This window comes from Stenotrophomonas sp. SMYL89 (assembly GCF_036319985.1).
GTDB lineage: Bacteria > Pseudomonadota > Gammaproteobacteria > Xanthomonadales > Xanthomonadaceae > Stenotrophomonas > Stenotrophomonas maltophilia_Q.
Map to the genome: position 1 here is coordinate 39,896 of NZ_JAWIRW010000016.1, position 15,659 is coordinate 55,554.

The following is a 15,659-nucleotide window of genomic DNA, read 5'->3' on the forward strand; positions in this document are numbered from 1 at the left end:
GGCATGAAACACAAAGGAACACCGATGCAGACCGCCCCGCTGGATTTCCGCCTGGCCACCCGAGCTGACGAGGAGCTGCTGATCGCGTTGATGCGCGAGTTCTACGCCGAAGACAGGATCGACTTCGACGACGCGCGCGTGCGTCGCGGCGTGGATGCGTTGCTGGCCGATCCGCGTAATGGCGAAGTGCTGCTGTGGCTGGACGAGGCCGGCGAGGTGGTCGGCTATGCGGTGATCGCGATGGGCTTCAGCCTGGAACAGGGCGGCCACTTCATGCTGCTGGACGAGCTGTACCTGGCCCACCGTGCACGTGGTCGTGGCCGCGGCAAGCAGGCGCTGGCGATCTGCGAACAGCGTGCGCGCGGCCGTGGCGTCAGCCGCCTGCGCCTGGAAGTGAACCACCACAACGAGCTGGCCCGTCGCCTTTACCTGGCCAGCGGCTACATCGACGACACCCGCGATCTGCTGACCCTGCCGCTGGACCATCCGCGCCCGGAGGGCATCCTGTGAGCGAGGCCCTGCTGCGGGCGCTGCAGCAGCGTGCCGCGCTCAACGCGCTGGTGCGCCGTTTCTTCGCCGAGCGCGATGTGCTGGAGGTGGAAACGCCGATCCTGTCGGTGGCGGGCAACACCGAGCCGAACATCGACAGCTTCCATACCGATTTCACCGGCCATGTCGATGCAGGTGGCCGTCGCCGCTGGCTGCGTACCTCGCCGGAGTATCCGCTCAAGCGCCTGCTGGCCGCCGGCGTCGGCGACTGCTACGAACTGGGTCGGGTGTTCCGCAACGGCGAGGCCGGTGGCCGCCACAATCCGGAATTCACAATGCTGGAGTGGTACCGGGTTGGCTGGGATCATCATCGCCTGGTGGAGGAGACCGCCGAGCTGGTCGGCCAGGCGCTGGCGCTGGTCGGACGCAGTGCGACGCTGCGCGTGCTGAGCTACCGCGAGCTGTTCCAGCAGCATGTGGGCGTGGACCCGTTCAAGGCCGATGAGGGTGCATTGCGGGCCGCGCTGGGTGATGTGCACATCGATCCGGTCGGTTTGACCCGCGACGACTGGCTGGACCTGTTGATGACCCATCGCATCCAGCCGCAGTTTGATGACACGGTGATGACCGTGGTCCATGACTGGCCGTCCAGCCAGGCTGCACTGGCGCGTATCCGGCCCGGCACGCCACCGTTGGCCGAGCGTTTCGAGTTGTACCTGGGCGCGGTGGAGCTGGCCAACGGCTATCACGAACTGAACGACGCCCACGAGCAGCGCGCGCGCTTCCAGCGTGACCTGCAGCGGCGCCATGAACGTGGCCAGGTGCAGCCGGCGCTGGACGAGGCGCTGCTGGCTGCGCTGCCATCGATGCCGGCGTGCGCTGGCGTAGCGGTGGGCGTCGATCGCCTGCTGATGGCGATGAACCGCACGCCGCGCATCGCCGATGTGCTGGCCTGCGACTTTGCCCACGCATGAGCGACGCGCGTTCCTGAACTTCGAAGACTGAACGGAATACCGCGTTTCCGCGCTTGCTTCGGTAAGCAGGATGATGCTCTTATCACGGCAGATGCCGGACACTGGCACGCAGTTCATCCATTCCTGTTGGGGAAGGCTTTGGTCAAGTGGTTTGCGGTTGTCGCTGCACCGGTGTACTCCATCGCGCTATGGGGTGCCTGGCTGCCGTCATCGGCATCTGCCCAGCAGGCCGGCTACGACGGTGAAGTGGTGACCTGTGAATCACGCGACATGGGCTGGGTGCATTGCGATATCGATGTCAGCAACGGCATCGACCTGGTGCGCCAGCTCTCCAACAGCAGCTGCATCCGTGGCAGCGAATGGGGCACCGACCGCAGTGGCGTGTGGGTCACGCTGGGCTGCCGCGCCGAGTTCCGCGCGCGCCGCGCTGCAGGTGTCGCGCCGGTAGCCAGCGAGGGCAAGCGCCTGGTCCGTCGCGTGGTGCGTTGTGAATCCAATGGCCGCCCGCAGAGTTGCCCGGTGCGCCTGGATGGGGCGCCAGTGCGCCTGCTGCGCCAGCTGTCGGCGCTGCCATGCCGCGAAGGGCAGGGCTGGGGCTACAAGCGCAATGAAGTCTGGACCAGTCGCGGTTGCCAGGGGGACTTCGAAGTGGCTGACGAGGACGGCCGATTCGTTGACGTACCACGCCGGCTGACCTGTGAATCGAAGTCGAAGAAGCGCCGTTTCTGCGGTGCCAGCATCTCGGTTGGTGCCGCTGTCTTCGAGCAGCTGTCCAGCACGCCGTGCGAGGAAGGCAGTACCTGGGGCTGGAGCCGCAACGGCATCTGGGTGGACGGCGGCTGCCGCGCCGAATTCTCGGTGAATTGAGTCCGGGCGGGCTCCAACCCCGGGGGCGTGGCCCTACAATGGGCCCATGAACACTGCCTCAGACATCGACTACGCCCGTTACGACCACATCCGCCCGATCCTGTGGACCGGCGATGCCCTGCAACTGCTGGACCAGCGCAAGCTGCCGTTCGTGGTCGAGCATGTGGTCTGCCATGACAGTGACGAAGTGGCTGCGGCCATCCACGCGTTGACCGTGCGTGGTGCGCCGGCCATCGGCATCGCCGCCGCCTGGGGCGTGGTGCTGGCGGCGCGCGACGTGCAGGCCGCCGACGGTGCACATGCCCTGCAGCAACTGGAGCCGGCGCTGCAGCGCCTGAACGCCTCGCGCCCGACCGCGGTGAACCTGGCCTGGGCGCTGGCGCGCATGCGCCGCTGCCTGAATGCTGCCGGCGCTGACTGGAAGGCCGCGCTGGAAGCGGAGGCGCAGGCCATCGCCGAGGAAGACCTGGCGGCCAACCGCCATATGGGCGCGCTGGGCGCAGGCCTGATCGAGACCGGTAGCGGTGTGCTGACCCATTGCAACACCGGCTCGCTGGCCACCGCCGGCTTCGGCACCGCGTTGGGCGTGATCCGTGCCGGCATGGCCCAGCACCGCATTGCCCGCGTGTTCGCCGGTGAGACCCGGCCGTGGCTGCAGGGCGCGCGTCTGACCGTGTGGGAGCTGCAGCAGGATGGTATCGACGCCACCCTGATCGCCGATTCGGCTGCCTCGCACCTGATGAAGACCGGTGCCGTGCAGTGGGTGATCGTGGGTGCCGACCGCATCTGCGCCAACGGCGATACCGCCAACAAGATCGGCACCTACCAGCTGGCCATCGCCGCGCGCCACCACGGGGTGAAATTCATGGTCGTGGCGCCGTCCTCGACGGTGGACATGGACACCGTTGACGGCAGCCAGATCGAGATCGAGCAGCGCGATCCGGGCGAGCTGTACGGCGTGGGTGGCACCCGCACCGTGGCCGAGGGCATCGCTGCCTGGAACCCGGTGTTCGACGTCACCCCGGGCGAGCTGATCGACGCCATCGTGACCGAGCGCGGCGTGATCCTGAACCCGACCGCCGGGAACATGCGCGCCGCCTTTGGCGGTTGAGCCGGGACTGGGTCGAGGATGTCTGTAGAGCCGAGCGCATGCTCGGCTCCGCCGGGGAATCCGCCGCAGCCGGGCATGGGCTCGGCTCTACAGGGGCGGATGAACCCCCTAAGTTCCTGATTTGTGCAGGTAAAATCCCCGTAAAGGGAGGCGGAAAACGGCCTGTTGTGGTAGTATCCACAGGTTGAATCGAGGTTCCGGCACGACCCCCTCCCGCAGAGGGCTGCGCCGGACTGGACCGCTACCAGACAACGGAACCCGAATGGCAGAAACCGCCAAGGAAATCATCCAGGTCAACCTGGAAGACGAGATGCGCAAGAGCTACCTCGATTACGCCATGAGCGTGATCGTGGGCCGTGCGCTGCCGGATGCGCGCGACGGCCTCAAGCCGGTGCATCGTCGCGTGCTGTTCGCGATGAACGAGCTCAACGCGCACAGCAACAAGCCCTACTTCAAGTCGGCGCGTATCGTCGGTGACGTCATCGGTAAGTACCACCCGCATGGCGATCAGTCGGTGTACGACACGCTGGTGCGCCTGGCACAGCCGTTCTCGCTGCGCTACATGCTGGTCGATGGCCAGGGTAACTTCGGCTCCATCGATGGCGACTCCGCCGCGGCGATGCGATACACCGAAGCGCGCATGTCGCGCCTCGCGCATGAGCTGATGGCCGACATCGACAAGGAAACCGTCGATTTCCAGCCCAACTACGACGAAAAGGAACTGGAGCCGACGGTCATGCCGACCCGGTTCCCGAACCTGCTGGTCAATGGTTCGGCCGGTATCGCGGTGGGCATGGCGACCAACATCCCACCGCACAACCTGAGCGAATCGATCAACGCCTGCATCGCGCTGATCGACAACCCGGACATCGACGTCGACGGCCTGATGGAGTACATCCCGGGCCCGGATTTCCCGACCGCCGGCATCATCAATGGCACCGCCGGCATCGTCGCCGGCTACCGCACCGGCCGTGGCCGCGTGCGCATCCGTGCCAAGGCCGATATCGAAGTGGCCGACAACGGCCGCGAATCGATCATCGTCACTGAAATTCCTTACCAGGTGAACAAGGCGCGTCTGATCGAGAAGATCGCCGAGCTGGTCAAGGAAAAGAAGATCGAAGGCATCAGCGAGCTGCGCGATGAGTCCGACAAGGACGGCATGCGCATCTACATCGAGATCAAGCGCGGTGAATCTGCCGAGGTTGTGCTGAACAACCTGTACCAGCAGACGCAGATGGAATCGGTGTTCGGCATCAACATGGTGGCGCTGGTCGACGGCCGCCCGCAGCTGATGAACCTCAAGCAGATGCTGGAGGCGTTCGTCCGCCACCGTCGCGAAGTGGTCACCCGCCGCACCGTGTTCGAGCTGCGCAAGGCGCGCGCCCGTGCCCACGTGCTGGAAGGCCTGACCGTCGCGTTGGCCAACATCGACGAGATGATCGAACTGATCAAGACCTCGCCGAACCCGAACGAAGCACGTGAACGCATGCTGGCGCGCGTGTGGGAGCCGGGCCTGGTCGGTGCCATGCTGGGTGCTGCCGGTGCCGAAGCCTCGCGCCCGGAAGACCTGCCCAAGGGCGTGGGCCTGATCGAGGGCGGCTACCAGCTGACCGAGATCCAGGCCACCCAGATCCTGGAAATGCGCCTGCACCGCCTGACCGGGCTGGAGCAGGACCGCCTGACCGACGAGTACAAGCAGCTGCTGGAAGTGATCGCCGGGCTGATCCACATCCTGGAAGATCCCGACCGCCTGCTGCAGGTGATCCGCGAGGAACTGGTCAGCGTCAAGGCCGAGTTCGGCGACGAGCGTCGTACCGAGATCCGCCACAGCGAAGAAGACCTGGACATCCTCGACCTGATCGCGCCGGAAGACGTGGTGGTCACCGTGTCGCACGCCGGTTACGTGAAGCGCCAGCCGGTGAGCGTGTACCGCGCGCAGCGCCGTGGCGGCCGTGGCCGTAGTGCGGCGGCGACCAAGGAAGAGGATTTCATCGAACAGCTGTGGCTGGTCAACACACATGACACGCTGCTGACCTTCACCAGTTCGGGCAAGGTGTTCTGGCTGCCGGTCTACCAGCTGCCGGAAGCGGGTTCCAACGCCCGTGGCCGTCCGATCATCAACTGGATTCCGCTGGAACCGGGCGAACGCGTGCAGGCCGTGCTGCCTGTGCGCGAGTACGCCGATGGCCAGTTCGTGTTCTTCGCCACCAAGAACGGTACGGTCAAGAAGACCCCGCTGGGCGAGTTCGCCTTCCGTCTGGCCCGCGGCAAGATCGCGATCAACCTCGACGAGGGCGATGCGCTGGTTGGCGTCGGCCTGACCGACGGTGAGCGCGACATCCTGCTGTTCGCCTCCAACGGCAAGACCGTGCGCTTCGGCGAGGACAAGGTCCGCTCGATGGGCCGTACCGCGACCGGCGTGCGTGGCATCAAGATGCCGGCCGGCGAGGAAGTGGTCAGTCTGATCGTGGCCGAAAGTGCCGGTGGCATCGAGGACGAGAACGAGGACGACAACGGTGTCGAAGAAGCCGCCGCCAATGGCGATGCGGTGATCGACGGCGCCGACGACGCCAGCGTGCAGTACATCCTCACCGCGACCGAGAACGGCTACGGCAAGCGCACCCCGCTGCCGGATTACCCGCGCAAGGGTCGTGGCACCCAGGGCGTGATCGGCATCCAGACCACCGAGCGCAACGGCAAGCTGGTCGCCGCGGTGCTGATGGGTTCGGATGACGAAGTGCTGCTGATCTCCGATGGCGGCACGCTGGTGCGTACCCGTGGCTCGGAAATCAGCCGCGTCGGCCGCAACACCCAGGGCGTCACCCTGATCCGCCTGTCCAAGGACGAGAAGCTGCAGGCGGTGGAACGCATGGATGCCTCCATCGAAGAGGACGAGGACGAGGTGGCGACTGCTGCCCCGGCCGCGGCCGAAGGCGCACCGGCTGCGGCCAGCAGCGAGGACGCCGCGCAGGAGTGATCCCGCCGCGATGAGACGTACCCGACGACGCCGGCCCTGTGCCGGCGTCGTCATTTCTGCGGATCTTCCGGTCGTGGTGGATTCTCCGATCGCTGCGGACTATCTGATCGCTGCGGACCATCCGATCGCTGCGGTAGAGTCGACTGTTAGTCGACTGCTCTGCGCACGGCGATGAAAAGCCCGCGCTGCGCGCGATAGTCGACTAACAGTCGACTCTACCCAGCCGACGATCACCCAGCCGACGATCACCCCGTCAGGTCCACCCAGAAAATACGCGCGCGCTTCACATGTGCGGTGGGATAAGGGCGCATGCTGCCCCCGGAGATCGACGATGTCCGCCACGCCGCAGTCCGCTTCTGTCCTCGTCCGCGCCTCCCGCCATCCCCTCGTCACCGTGCTGTCGCTGTTGCTGGTGGTGCTCGGCCTGGTCATCGGCGGTCTCGGTGCATGGCTGCTCAGCCTTGGGGGTTCGGCGTACTACGCCATCGCAGGATTCGGCCTGCTGGCCAGCGGCATCCTGCTGTTCGGCAACCGTCGCAGCGGCGCGCTGCTGTACGCGCTGGTGTTCGTCGGCACACTGCTGTGGACCTGGTGGGAGTCGGGCAGCGACTACTGGCGTTGGGTGCCGCGCCTGGGCCTGGTTACGGCGCTGGGCATCGTGGTGGCGCTGCTGGCACCGACCCTGCGCGAACCGGTGTCAAAGCGCCTTTCCCGTAGTGTGGCTGGCCTGCTGATGCTGGTGTTCGTCGCCGCGTTCGGCCTGGCGTTCGCGCCGCATGGCGAAGTGGACGGGCACCAGCCGTTCCCGGAAGGGGCGGTCAGTGCCGGCCTGGCCCCGACGCGTGATACCACCGGCCTCCAGCCCGCCGACCAGCCTGCCGACGGTGACTGGCCTGCCTGGGGCCGCAGCAATGCTGCCACCCGCTATTCCCCCCTGCAGCAGATCACGCCGGCCAACGTTGCCACGCTGCAGCTGGCCTGGCAGTTCCGTACCGGCGACCTGCCGAAGAAGCGCTGGGGCGCGGAATCCACGCCGCTGAAGATCGGCGACCGCCTGTACCTGTGTACCGCGCGCAACCGCTTGATCGCACTCGACGCCAGCAGCGGCAAGGAACTGTGGCGGTTCGATCCGAAGGTCAAGGACGCTTCGATTCCCTATACAGCTGCCTGCCGTGGCGTGAGCTACTACGAACAACCCAGCGCGCCGACCATCGCCGATGCGGTGCTGGCCGATGTCGCCGCCGACCTGGCCCTGCCCGAGCCGCCGCCCACGGTCACCCGCAGCGCCGCGCCGGGCAGCCGTCCGGCCTGCTGGGCGCGCATCATTGAAGGCACGCTGGATGGCCGCATCATCGCAGTGGATGCGGACAGCGGCCGCCCGTGCGCCAACTTCGGCAACAACGGCCAGATCGATATCACCCTGGGCATGGGCGAGGTGCCGCCGGGCTATGTGTCGATCACCTCGCCACCGGCGATCGTGCGCGGCGTGATCGTCACCGGCCACCAGGTGCTGGACGGCCAGCGCCGCGATGCACCGTCGGGGGTGATCCAGGCTTACGACGCGGTCACCGGCAAGCTGCGCTGGGCGTGGGACATGGACCAGCCCGAGCGCAACGGCCTGCCGCCACGCGAACAGACCTATACGCGCGGCACGCCCAACATGTGGACCACGGCCACCGGTGATGAGGCGCTGGGCCTGGTCTACCTGCCGCTGGGCAACTCCGCCGGCGATTACTGGAGCGGCTCGCGCACGGAAAACCAGAACCGCTATTCCACCTCGCTGGTGGCGATCGACGTGGCCACCGGCAAACCGGCCTGGCACTTCCAGGCCGTGCGCAAGGATGTATGGGATTACGACCTGGGTTCACAGGCCAGCCTGATCGACTACCCGACCGCGGCGGGCAAGGTGCCGGCCATCCTGCTGCCGACCAAGCAGGGCGACCTCTACATCCTCGACCGCCGCAACGGCCAGCTGCTGAGTGCCGCGGAGGAACGCGAGGTGCCTGTGGGCGGTGTCGAGCCCGAGCAGCGCTCACCTACGCAGTTGTTCTCGCTGTACCACACGCTGCGCCGCGAGCATGACCTGACCGAGCGCGACATGTGGGGGCTGACCCCGATCGACCAGCTGGTCTGCCGCATCCAGTTCCGCAAGGCCTATTACGAAGGCTTCTACACGCCGCCCAGCAGTGACCGCCACTCCATCGAGTACCCGGGTTACAACGGTGGCTCGGACTGGGGTAGCGTCTCCATTGATACGCGCCGTGGCGTGATCGTGGCCAACTACAACGACATGCCCAACTACAACCGGCTGGTGCCGCGTGCCGAAGCCGACCGGTTGGGCTGGCTGCCGCGCGAGAAGGTCCGCGCCGACAAGGGCGGTGGCGAGGGTGCAGGTGATCCGCAGGTGGGCACGCCGTATGGCATCCAGGTCAATGCCGGCTGGCGGCTGCCGTTCACCGGCCTGCTGTGCAAGCAGCCGCCCTACGGCGGCATTCGCGCCATCGACCTGCGTACCGGCAAGCTGCTGTGGGATCGCCCGTTTGGCAGTGCGCGCGGCAATGGTCCATTCGGTATCCGCTCCGGCCTGCCGATTGAAATCGGTACGCCGAACAACGGCGGTTCGGTGATTACCGCCAGTGGCCTGATCTTCATCGCCGCCGCCACCGATGATCTGCTGCGCGCGATTGATCTGAAGACCGGCAAGGAACTGTGGCACGCCAAGCTGCCGGCCGGTGGCCAGGCCAACCCGATGGTGTACGAACAGGGCGGCCGCCAGTACGTGGTGATCATGGCCGGTGGCCACCATTTCATGGAGACCCCGAAGGGCGATTACGTGATGGCGTTTGCGCTGCCCAGATAGAGCCGACAGGGTATAACCGGCTGGATAGAGCCGACCGGGTAGAGCCGACCGGGTAGAGTCGACTGTTAGTCGACTGCTCTTCTCTCCCACGCTGGAAAGCCCGCGCTTCGCGCGATAGTCGACTAACAGTCGACTCTACCCAGGCGACTCCACCTTCCCGGACGCTGTATCGAGAGGATCCCTGATCCTGGCGTTGGCAGGGAACCGATGCCGGAAATCCATGCGAGCGAGCATTCTCAAGCTCATGCCCAGCCCCCAACTGCTTGCCGGCCGGCGATCCATCGTCGGCAACGTCTACGCCATCACCATGGTGTGCCGGAACCGCCATCGCGTCTTCGATTGCCCTGCCAATGCCGATCTTGCCATGCAGCTCCTCGGATCGATGGACCGGGAAGGCCTGACTGCGTCGCTTGCCTGGGTCATCATGCCGGATCATATCCACTGGCTGGCTCAACTACGTGGCCATTCGCTGGGCTACTGCGTGCAGCGCTTCAAGGCGCGCAGCAGTTTTCTGATCAACCGGCGGCGAGGGAACCAGGGTGCAATCTGGCAGGCGGGTTATCACGATCATGCGATCCGCAGTGACGCGTCGCTGCACAGACACGCTTGCTACATTCTGTCAAATCCCGTTCGAGCCGGTCTTGCCGCGCAGATCGGTGACCATCCGTACGGGTGGTGTCGCTGGCCGCTGAGCGAGCTGGAGTCGGTCCACGAGGATGAATTCTGATACGGCCAACTCTACCTCGTCGGTTTACTGAAGGGTTCGCGCGATTCCACGCGACTGCGCGCTTCTACGGCCGACTGGGCCGAACCGACTGGGTAGAGTCGACTGTCAGTCGACTGCTCTTCTCGCCCACGCTGGAAAGCCCGCGCTTCGCGCGATAGTCGACTAACAGTCGACTCTACCTCGTCGGTTTACTGGCGGGTTCGCTCGATTCCAGACGACTGCGTGCTTCTGCAGTCGACTGCACTTCTCGCGCGCGCTGGAAAGCCCGCGCTTCGCGCGATAGTCGACTGGACAGTCGACTCTACCTCGTCGGTCTGCTGATGGGTTACACCGTCACCACCACCTTGCCGATCTGTTCGTTCGATTCCAGATAACGATGCGCGTCCTGGATCTGCGCGAACGGAAACACCCTGGCGATCTTCGGTGCCAGCAAGCCCTTGTCCAGGCCATCGACGATGAAGGCCTTGGCACGGGCCAGCACGGCATCGTCGGAGACGATTTCCGAGTACAGGTAGCCTTTCAGCGTCAGCGACTTGCCCAGAACGTTGAACAGCGGGAACGGGGTCGGTTCGCTGCTCAGCGCGCCGTACTCCAGCAGGATGCCACCGCGCGCCATCGCTTCGGTCAACGCGTTGAACTGCGGGCCGCCGATCGGATCGAACACCACGCGGGCACCGGCGCCGCCGGTGATGCGCGCCACTTCAGCTGCCAGATCCTGTTCCTGGGTGGCGATGACATGGGCGGCACCGGCATCGAGCAGGGCCTGGCGCTTGCCCGGGCCGCGGGTCACCGCGATCGGGGTGGCACCCACGGCATTGGCGATCTGGATCGCAGCCAGGCCGACACTGCTGCTGGCGGCGGTGATGATGACGAAATCGCCGGCCGCCAGATGCGCCTGCTCCAGCAGTGCGCCCCAGGCAGTCACGTACTGCATCCACACCGCGGCGGCCGTTTCGAAGTCCAGTGCCTGTGGGTGCTTCACCACCAGCCGCGCCGGTACATTGGCCAGTTCGCCATAGGTGCCCCAGCGCGCGATGTCCAGCGGCGGCACCACACTGACGGCATCGCCAATGGCGAACCCGTTCACGTCATTGCCGAGCGCTTCGACCACACCGGCTGCTTCATAGCCCAGCCGGCTGGGGAACTGCGCTTCCTGCAGGTAGGCGCCGTTGCGGAACATCACCTCGGCGCGGTTCAGGCCGATCGCCTTTACCCGGATCTGGATTTCGTCGGCGGCGGGGGCGGGAACGTCGATGTCGTCGATGCGCAGTACATCGGCGTTGCCATATTCGTGGATGCGGACAACCTGGCTCATGGGGGAACTCCGGGGAAGGACCGGCGATCAGGCCGGCGGGGAAGTGGCCGCTACTATGCACGTGGTCACTATCCAGAATAATGGGTAATCTGGCGTTTCATTGAAAAACAATTGTTTGCAATGGACCTGATCGCTCCCCTGCGGACCTTCGCGAAAGTCGCCGAGGTCGGCTCCTTCGCCGCTGCCGCCGAGGCCCTGAACCTGTCGCCGCAGCTGGTCGGCAAGCATATCCAGGCGCTGGAGCAGCACCTGGGCGTGCGCCTGCTCAACCGCACCACGCGCAAGCAGAGCCTGACCGACTTCGGCCAGGCCTATCTGGCGCGTGCGCAGGTGATCCTGGAGGAAGTGGAGGGCGCCGAGCAATTGGCAGAAGTGGCGCGTGGGCGGCCGATGGGACGCCTGCGCATCAGCGCACCGGTCACCTTCGGCGTGCACGCACTGGGCCCGGCGGTGGTGGCCTACATGCAGCAGTACCCGGACGTGCAGGTCGATCTGAACCTGTCCAACAGCCTGGTGGACATCGTTGAAGACGGGTACGACCTGGTGTTCCGTACCGGTGACCTGGCCGACAGCGGGCTGGTGGCGCGACGGCTGGGGCCGTATCCGCTGGTCCTGTGTGCGTCGCCAAGCTATCTGGCTTCGCGCCCGGCCATCACCCATCCCAATGACCTGAGCCGGCACGAGTGCCTGGGCTTCGCGCATTCGATCATCCGCACACGCTGGAGTTTCCGCGATGCCGATGGCAGCGTGCTGACCGTGCCCGTGTCCAGCCGTTTCATGGTCAACCAGGCCGAGCCGTTGTTGACCGCCGCGGTGGGTGGGTTGGGGCTGATCCTGCAGCCGCACGAGATGCTGGCCGCCGCACTCGCGCGTGGTGAACTGGTGGAAGTGCTGCCGGCGTTCGTGCCAGTGTCGACCTGGATCAATCTGCTGTACCCGCGTGATCGCCAGCTGACGCCCAAGCTGCGCAGCTTCCTGGATTTCTGCGTGGCACGTTTCAACGAGCAGACGATGGCGCGGCGATAGCGCGGCATCGGTTAGCATTCCTGCCACTGTCTGCGAAGGATCGCCCTGTGATGTCTCTTCCGCTGCCGGAGCTTACCGTTGGCTTCCTGCTGCTGGCGGCGTTGTCCGGCGGCAGCGAGATCGTGGAGCAAACCCCTGCGCAGGCGCTGGCCGAGTGGGAGCTGCAGGGACGTGCTGACGGCCTGGCGCGACCGGACACCCGCTGCCAGGATTTCCTGCAGGCGATGGGGCGGAAGCCTGCAGGCCTGGAATACGTAGGCTGCAGCCAGGACGACACGTCCTACATCAAACCGATGCAAGCCCACTACCGTGTTGCAGGTGCCCGTGCCGAGCAGGTCGAAGCGTATCTGCACACGACATTCGGCATGCCGATGCTGCGTTACACCTGCTGTGGCTGGAGCAATGGCGGGCCCTACAGCTGGCGCGAAGGTGCAGACACGGTGAGGTACCAGATCGGGATGGGCATTGAATCGCTGCCGCATCAGCGGAGCGAGTGGAAGCGCATCGAAGCATTCGACGTAACGGTTGAGGTGCTGCGGCAGAGTCCCTAGCGTGGATGCGGTAGGTGGATCCTTGGTCCAGGATGCGTGCAGCTGCTTCTCTGCACTGAGCTGGCGTATTCGGTTCTGATGGGCACGCCGGATCGACGTTACCCGGTCGGTGCCGGCACCCGTACCATCTTCGTCATCAGATGCTCCACCACGCCTGCAGGATCGGCAGTACGACCGACATGCGTGCTCGACATCTGCACAACCGAGCTGCGCTTGGCGGTGAGGAAATGGAAGCGCGCGCGTGCCGGCAGCTGCGCAATCGGCCCGGCCGTGGCGTCACCGCGGCAGATCGCCACGATCGCATCCAGCCACGGCTGCAATGCCTCCTGGTCCAGCGCCGGCGCGAATGCGCGCAGGCGTGCCGGATCGATCTCGATGGCTGCTTCCAAGTGCCGTGCACCGGGACAGGACACGATCACCCCGACATTGATGAACTCTTCGCGTTCCACCCGCGGTACCACGCGGATGACCGCATAGTCATACGTGTGCAGCGTGGGCACGGATGGCCTCCTGCACGAATACCGCACGCACTTTCAGGCGGTGCTTGAGATAGTCGATGTAGCCCTGCCGATAGGTCTGCGGGCTGTCGAACGCCGGCTCGCCCACCAGCCAGCTGTCCGGCACCAGGCCGACGATGCGCTCGATCTCGGCATCGGTCAGGCGTGCAGCCAGCTCGGCATCGACCTCGGCGATGCGGTTGGCGAACGACAGCAGCACATGGTCGCGGATCAGCACGAAGGGCTTTTCGCAGGCATCGCCGGCGTTGGCCCAGTCGTGATGGAAGTACATCGCCGCACCGTGGTCGATCAGGTACAGCTTGCGGTGCCAGACCATCAGGTTGGGATTGCGCGTGGTGCGATCGACATTGCTGGTGAACGCATCGAACCAGACGATGCGCGAGGCAAGGTCGGCATCCACCGGCATCGCTGCCGGGTCATAGTTGATCGCGCCGGGCAGATAGTCCAGGCCCAGGTTCAGGCCCTCGCTGGCGCGGATCAGCTCCTGGATCTCCGGGTCCGGTTCGGTGCGGGCGAACTCGCGGTCCAGCTCCACGAACAGGATTTCTGGAATCGGCAGACCCAGCGTGCGCGCCATTTCGCCGGCGATCAGCTCGGCGATCAGCGCCTTCGGGCCCTGGCCGGCGCCACGGAACTTGAGCACGGCCATGCCATCGTCGTCGGTCTCGACCACGGCGGGCAGGGAGCCACCTTCCCGTAACGGGGTGATGTAGCGGAGGGCCTGTACGGTGCGCATGGACGCATTCTAGCGTGCTGCCGGGACGGGAGCGCCGGGCAACGCCGCGGCGGCTCCCTGCCATCTGCCCTCAGTGCGACAACGCGCTGCGCTGCTGTTCCTGCACCTGGGTGCGGGTCTGTTCCTGCGAGGCCTGCTCGGCCTGTCGCTGGTTGACCACGGCAAGCGTATCCAGGCTGTCCTGCACCGGGCGTTGCGCGGCCTCGGCGGTGGGCGATGACGCGCGCAGCGAGGCCGGATCGTCCAGCGGCCCCTTCACCACGAAGATGTTCTGCGCGGCGCCTGCACCATCGGTCTGGCGGCTGAGCACCACATGGTCGACCCGTTCCAGCCCGTTTTCGCGGGCCAGCACCAGCAGGCTGGCGCTCAAGCGTTCGCTGGAGGCATCGAAACTGCGTCCATTGGCAGCATCCAGCTCCGCTACCTTGCCGCGGATCTGCTCGTGCAGCGAACGGTCGCGACCATCCATGAGCGGCATCTGCACGCCAGCGCCCGCTGCCGCATGCTGTGCGGTGATGGGCACATGGACGTGTGTGCCCTCGGTGTGGTCGAAGTAGTGCAGCGTCGACGGCGAGGTGCTGGTATCGAAGTAGGGCTGGCGTAGGGGCGAGCCCTCGCCGAGGTTGAGCCCGTTCTGCTCCAGCAGGCGCTCGTCCAGCCCCAGCTTCTTCATGTTCACTTCCATCCGGCTCACACCGTCGGGCGCCGGATTCGCGGCCTCGTATCCGCTGACCAGTTCGATCGCCTGGACGCCGTAGAAATTCTGGTAGTCCGAATTCCCATGATGGCCCAGGCCGGTGCTGACGCCCTGATCGTAATAGTGCTTGGCCATTCCCTCGATGTTGGCTGCGGTGGGGGAGATGGTCAGGTCCGCATTGAGGGTCAGCTCCGGGTGCGGTGCATAGGTGATCGGCGGCCCGGGTCGCGACTGTATGACGTCTGTTGAGCGGGGGCTGGCTTCATACAGGTCGCGCAGGGTAGCGTCCGGGTCGTTGGCGCGTACCTGGCTGACCAGCGCATTCCAGCCTGCGATGTTCGAAGAGGCCTCATCGCGGCGGTTGGCCGCGAGCAGGGTGCCGATCGCCTCGGTGTAATCATGGCTCGTGGTACGGCCTGCGATCTGCTCCACGTCGGCATCGAACTGCACGTAGGCACGCTCGACATCTGCATCGTTGAAGCCGTGCTGGATCTCGTGTCCGAGCACAAAGGCAACCTCGGCCGCGTCGAACCTGTCCGGCGCCGCAGGGGTCGACAGGCTGCTGGCGGGCAGGTTTATGGATTTCGTGCCCGTCTCGTAGGTGCCCCCGGCATTGCTTGCAGCGGGAAGCAGTTCGAAGCGTTCCAGGTAGCCTGCCGCGATGGCTGCGTCCACCTGCTTTGCTAGTACAGGCGAACCCGCGATGACGCTGCGCAGGTTGTCGACCTGGTCGCTGGTGACGTCGGTCTTGCCGGCGAATTCGCCCAGCAGGCGTTCCGTTTCTGCGGAAAGGGTCGTCATTGATGGCTCC

Annotated in this window: 13 protein-coding genes; 9 read left to right on the plus strand and 4 right to left on the minus strand. The window is 65.7% G+C overall.

Annotation, left to right across the window (positions count from 1 at the left end; translation table 11 throughout):
- The first annotated feature begins 24 nt into the window (after window positions 1-24).
- From V3B41_RS16765 to V3B41_RS16795, 7 genes are all read left to right on the plus strand, one after another.
- On the plus strand, window positions 25-510 hold the full coding sequence (locus V3B41_RS16765) for a GNAT family N-acetyltransferase (protein ID WP_024957227.1): 486 nt from the start codon (window positions 25-27) through the stop codon (window positions 508-510).
- A complete protein-coding gene (gene epmA, locus V3B41_RS16770; RefSeq protein ID WP_329861706.1) occupies window positions 507-1,463 on the plus strand; it encodes an EF-P lysine aminoacylase EpmA in 957 nt (318 codons plus the stop codon). The genes V3B41_RS16765 and epmA overlap by 4 nt, the downstream gene beginning before the upstream one ends.
- Before the next feature lie 138 nt (window positions 1,464-1,601).
- A complete protein-coding gene (locus tag V3B41_RS16775) occupies window positions 1,602-2,330 on the plus strand; it encodes a DUF3011 domain-containing protein (protein ID WP_049430097.1) in 729 nt (242 codons plus the stop codon).
- 46 nt (window positions 2,331-2,376) lie between these two features.
- Window positions 2,377-3,441, plus strand: a complete 1,065-nt coding sequence (mtnA, locus tag V3B41_RS16780) for an S-methyl-5-thioribose-1-phosphate isomerase (RefSeq protein WP_049430096.1) — start codon at window positions 2,377-2,379, stop codon at window positions 3,439-3,441.
- A gap of 262 nt (window positions 3,442-3,703) precedes the next feature.
- A complete protein-coding gene (gene gyrA, locus V3B41_RS16785; protein ID WP_049430095.1) occupies window positions 3,704-6,418 on the plus strand; it encodes a DNA gyrase subunit A in 2,715 nt (904 codons plus the stop codon).
- A 331-nt stretch (window positions 6,419-6,749) separates the two neighbouring features.
- Entirely contained in the window at window positions 6,750-9,278 is a 2,529-nt protein-coding gene (locus tag V3B41_RS16790) for a membrane-bound PQQ-dependent dehydrogenase, glucose/quinate/shikimate family (protein WP_329861707.1), read from the plus strand.
- A gap of 220 nt (window positions 9,279-9,498) precedes the next feature.
- Window positions 9,499-10,005, plus strand: a complete 507-nt coding sequence (locus tag V3B41_RS16795) for a transposase (protein WP_080355056.1) — start codon at window positions 9,499-9,501, stop codon at window positions 10,003-10,005.
- Window positions 10,006-10,330: 325 nt separating this feature from the next.
- On the opposite strand, the gene V3B41_RS16800 is transcribed toward V3B41_RS16795, so the two are convergent.
- Window positions 10,331-11,320 (minus strand): zinc-dependent alcohol dehydrogenase family protein, encoded by a 990-nt coding sequence (locus V3B41_RS16800; protein WP_049430093.1) that lies wholly within the window; start codon window positions 11,318-11,320, stop codon window positions 10,331-10,333.
- A 120-nt stretch (window positions 11,321-11,440) separates the two neighbouring features.
- On the opposite strand from V3B41_RS16800, the gene V3B41_RS16805 reads away from it, so the two are divergent.
- Together V3B41_RS16805 and V3B41_RS16810 are read left to right on the plus strand one after the other, a co-directional pair.
- Window positions 11,441-12,346, plus strand: a complete 906-nt coding sequence (locus tag V3B41_RS16805) for a LysR family transcriptional regulator (protein ID WP_049430092.1) — start codon at window positions 11,441-11,443, stop codon at window positions 12,344-12,346.
- Window positions 12,347-12,396: 50 nt separating this feature from the next.
- The gene (locus V3B41_RS16810) at window positions 12,397-12,897 is read left to right on the plus strand and encodes a DUF4952 domain-containing protein (RefSeq protein WP_049430091.1); all 501 of its coding nucleotides are present in this window, start codon (window positions 12,397-12,399) and stop codon (window positions 12,895-12,897) included.
- Between the two features lie 98 nt (window positions 12,898-12,995).
- Here the strand turns inward: V3B41_RS16810 and V3B41_RS16815 are convergent, their stop codons facing one another.
- From V3B41_RS16815 to V3B41_RS16825, 3 genes are all read right to left on the minus strand, one after another.
- A complete protein-coding gene (locus V3B41_RS16815; RefSeq protein ID WP_049430090.1) occupies window positions 12,996-13,397 on the minus strand; it encodes a DUF3037 domain-containing protein in 402 nt (133 codons plus the stop codon).
- A complete protein-coding gene (locus tag V3B41_RS16820) occupies window positions 13,375-14,151 on the minus strand; it encodes a HipA family kinase (protein ID WP_329861708.1) in 777 nt (258 codons plus the stop codon). Before V3B41_RS16820 ends, V3B41_RS16815 begins: the two co-directional genes overlap by 23 nt.
- 70 nt (window positions 14,152-14,221) lie before the next feature.
- Window positions 14,222-15,649, minus strand: coding sequence for an XVIPCD domain-containing protein (locus V3B41_RS16825; protein ID WP_329861709.1), 1,428 nt, complete (start codon window positions 15,647-15,649; stop codon window positions 14,222-14,224).
- Window positions 15,650-15,659 lie beyond the last annotated feature (10 nt).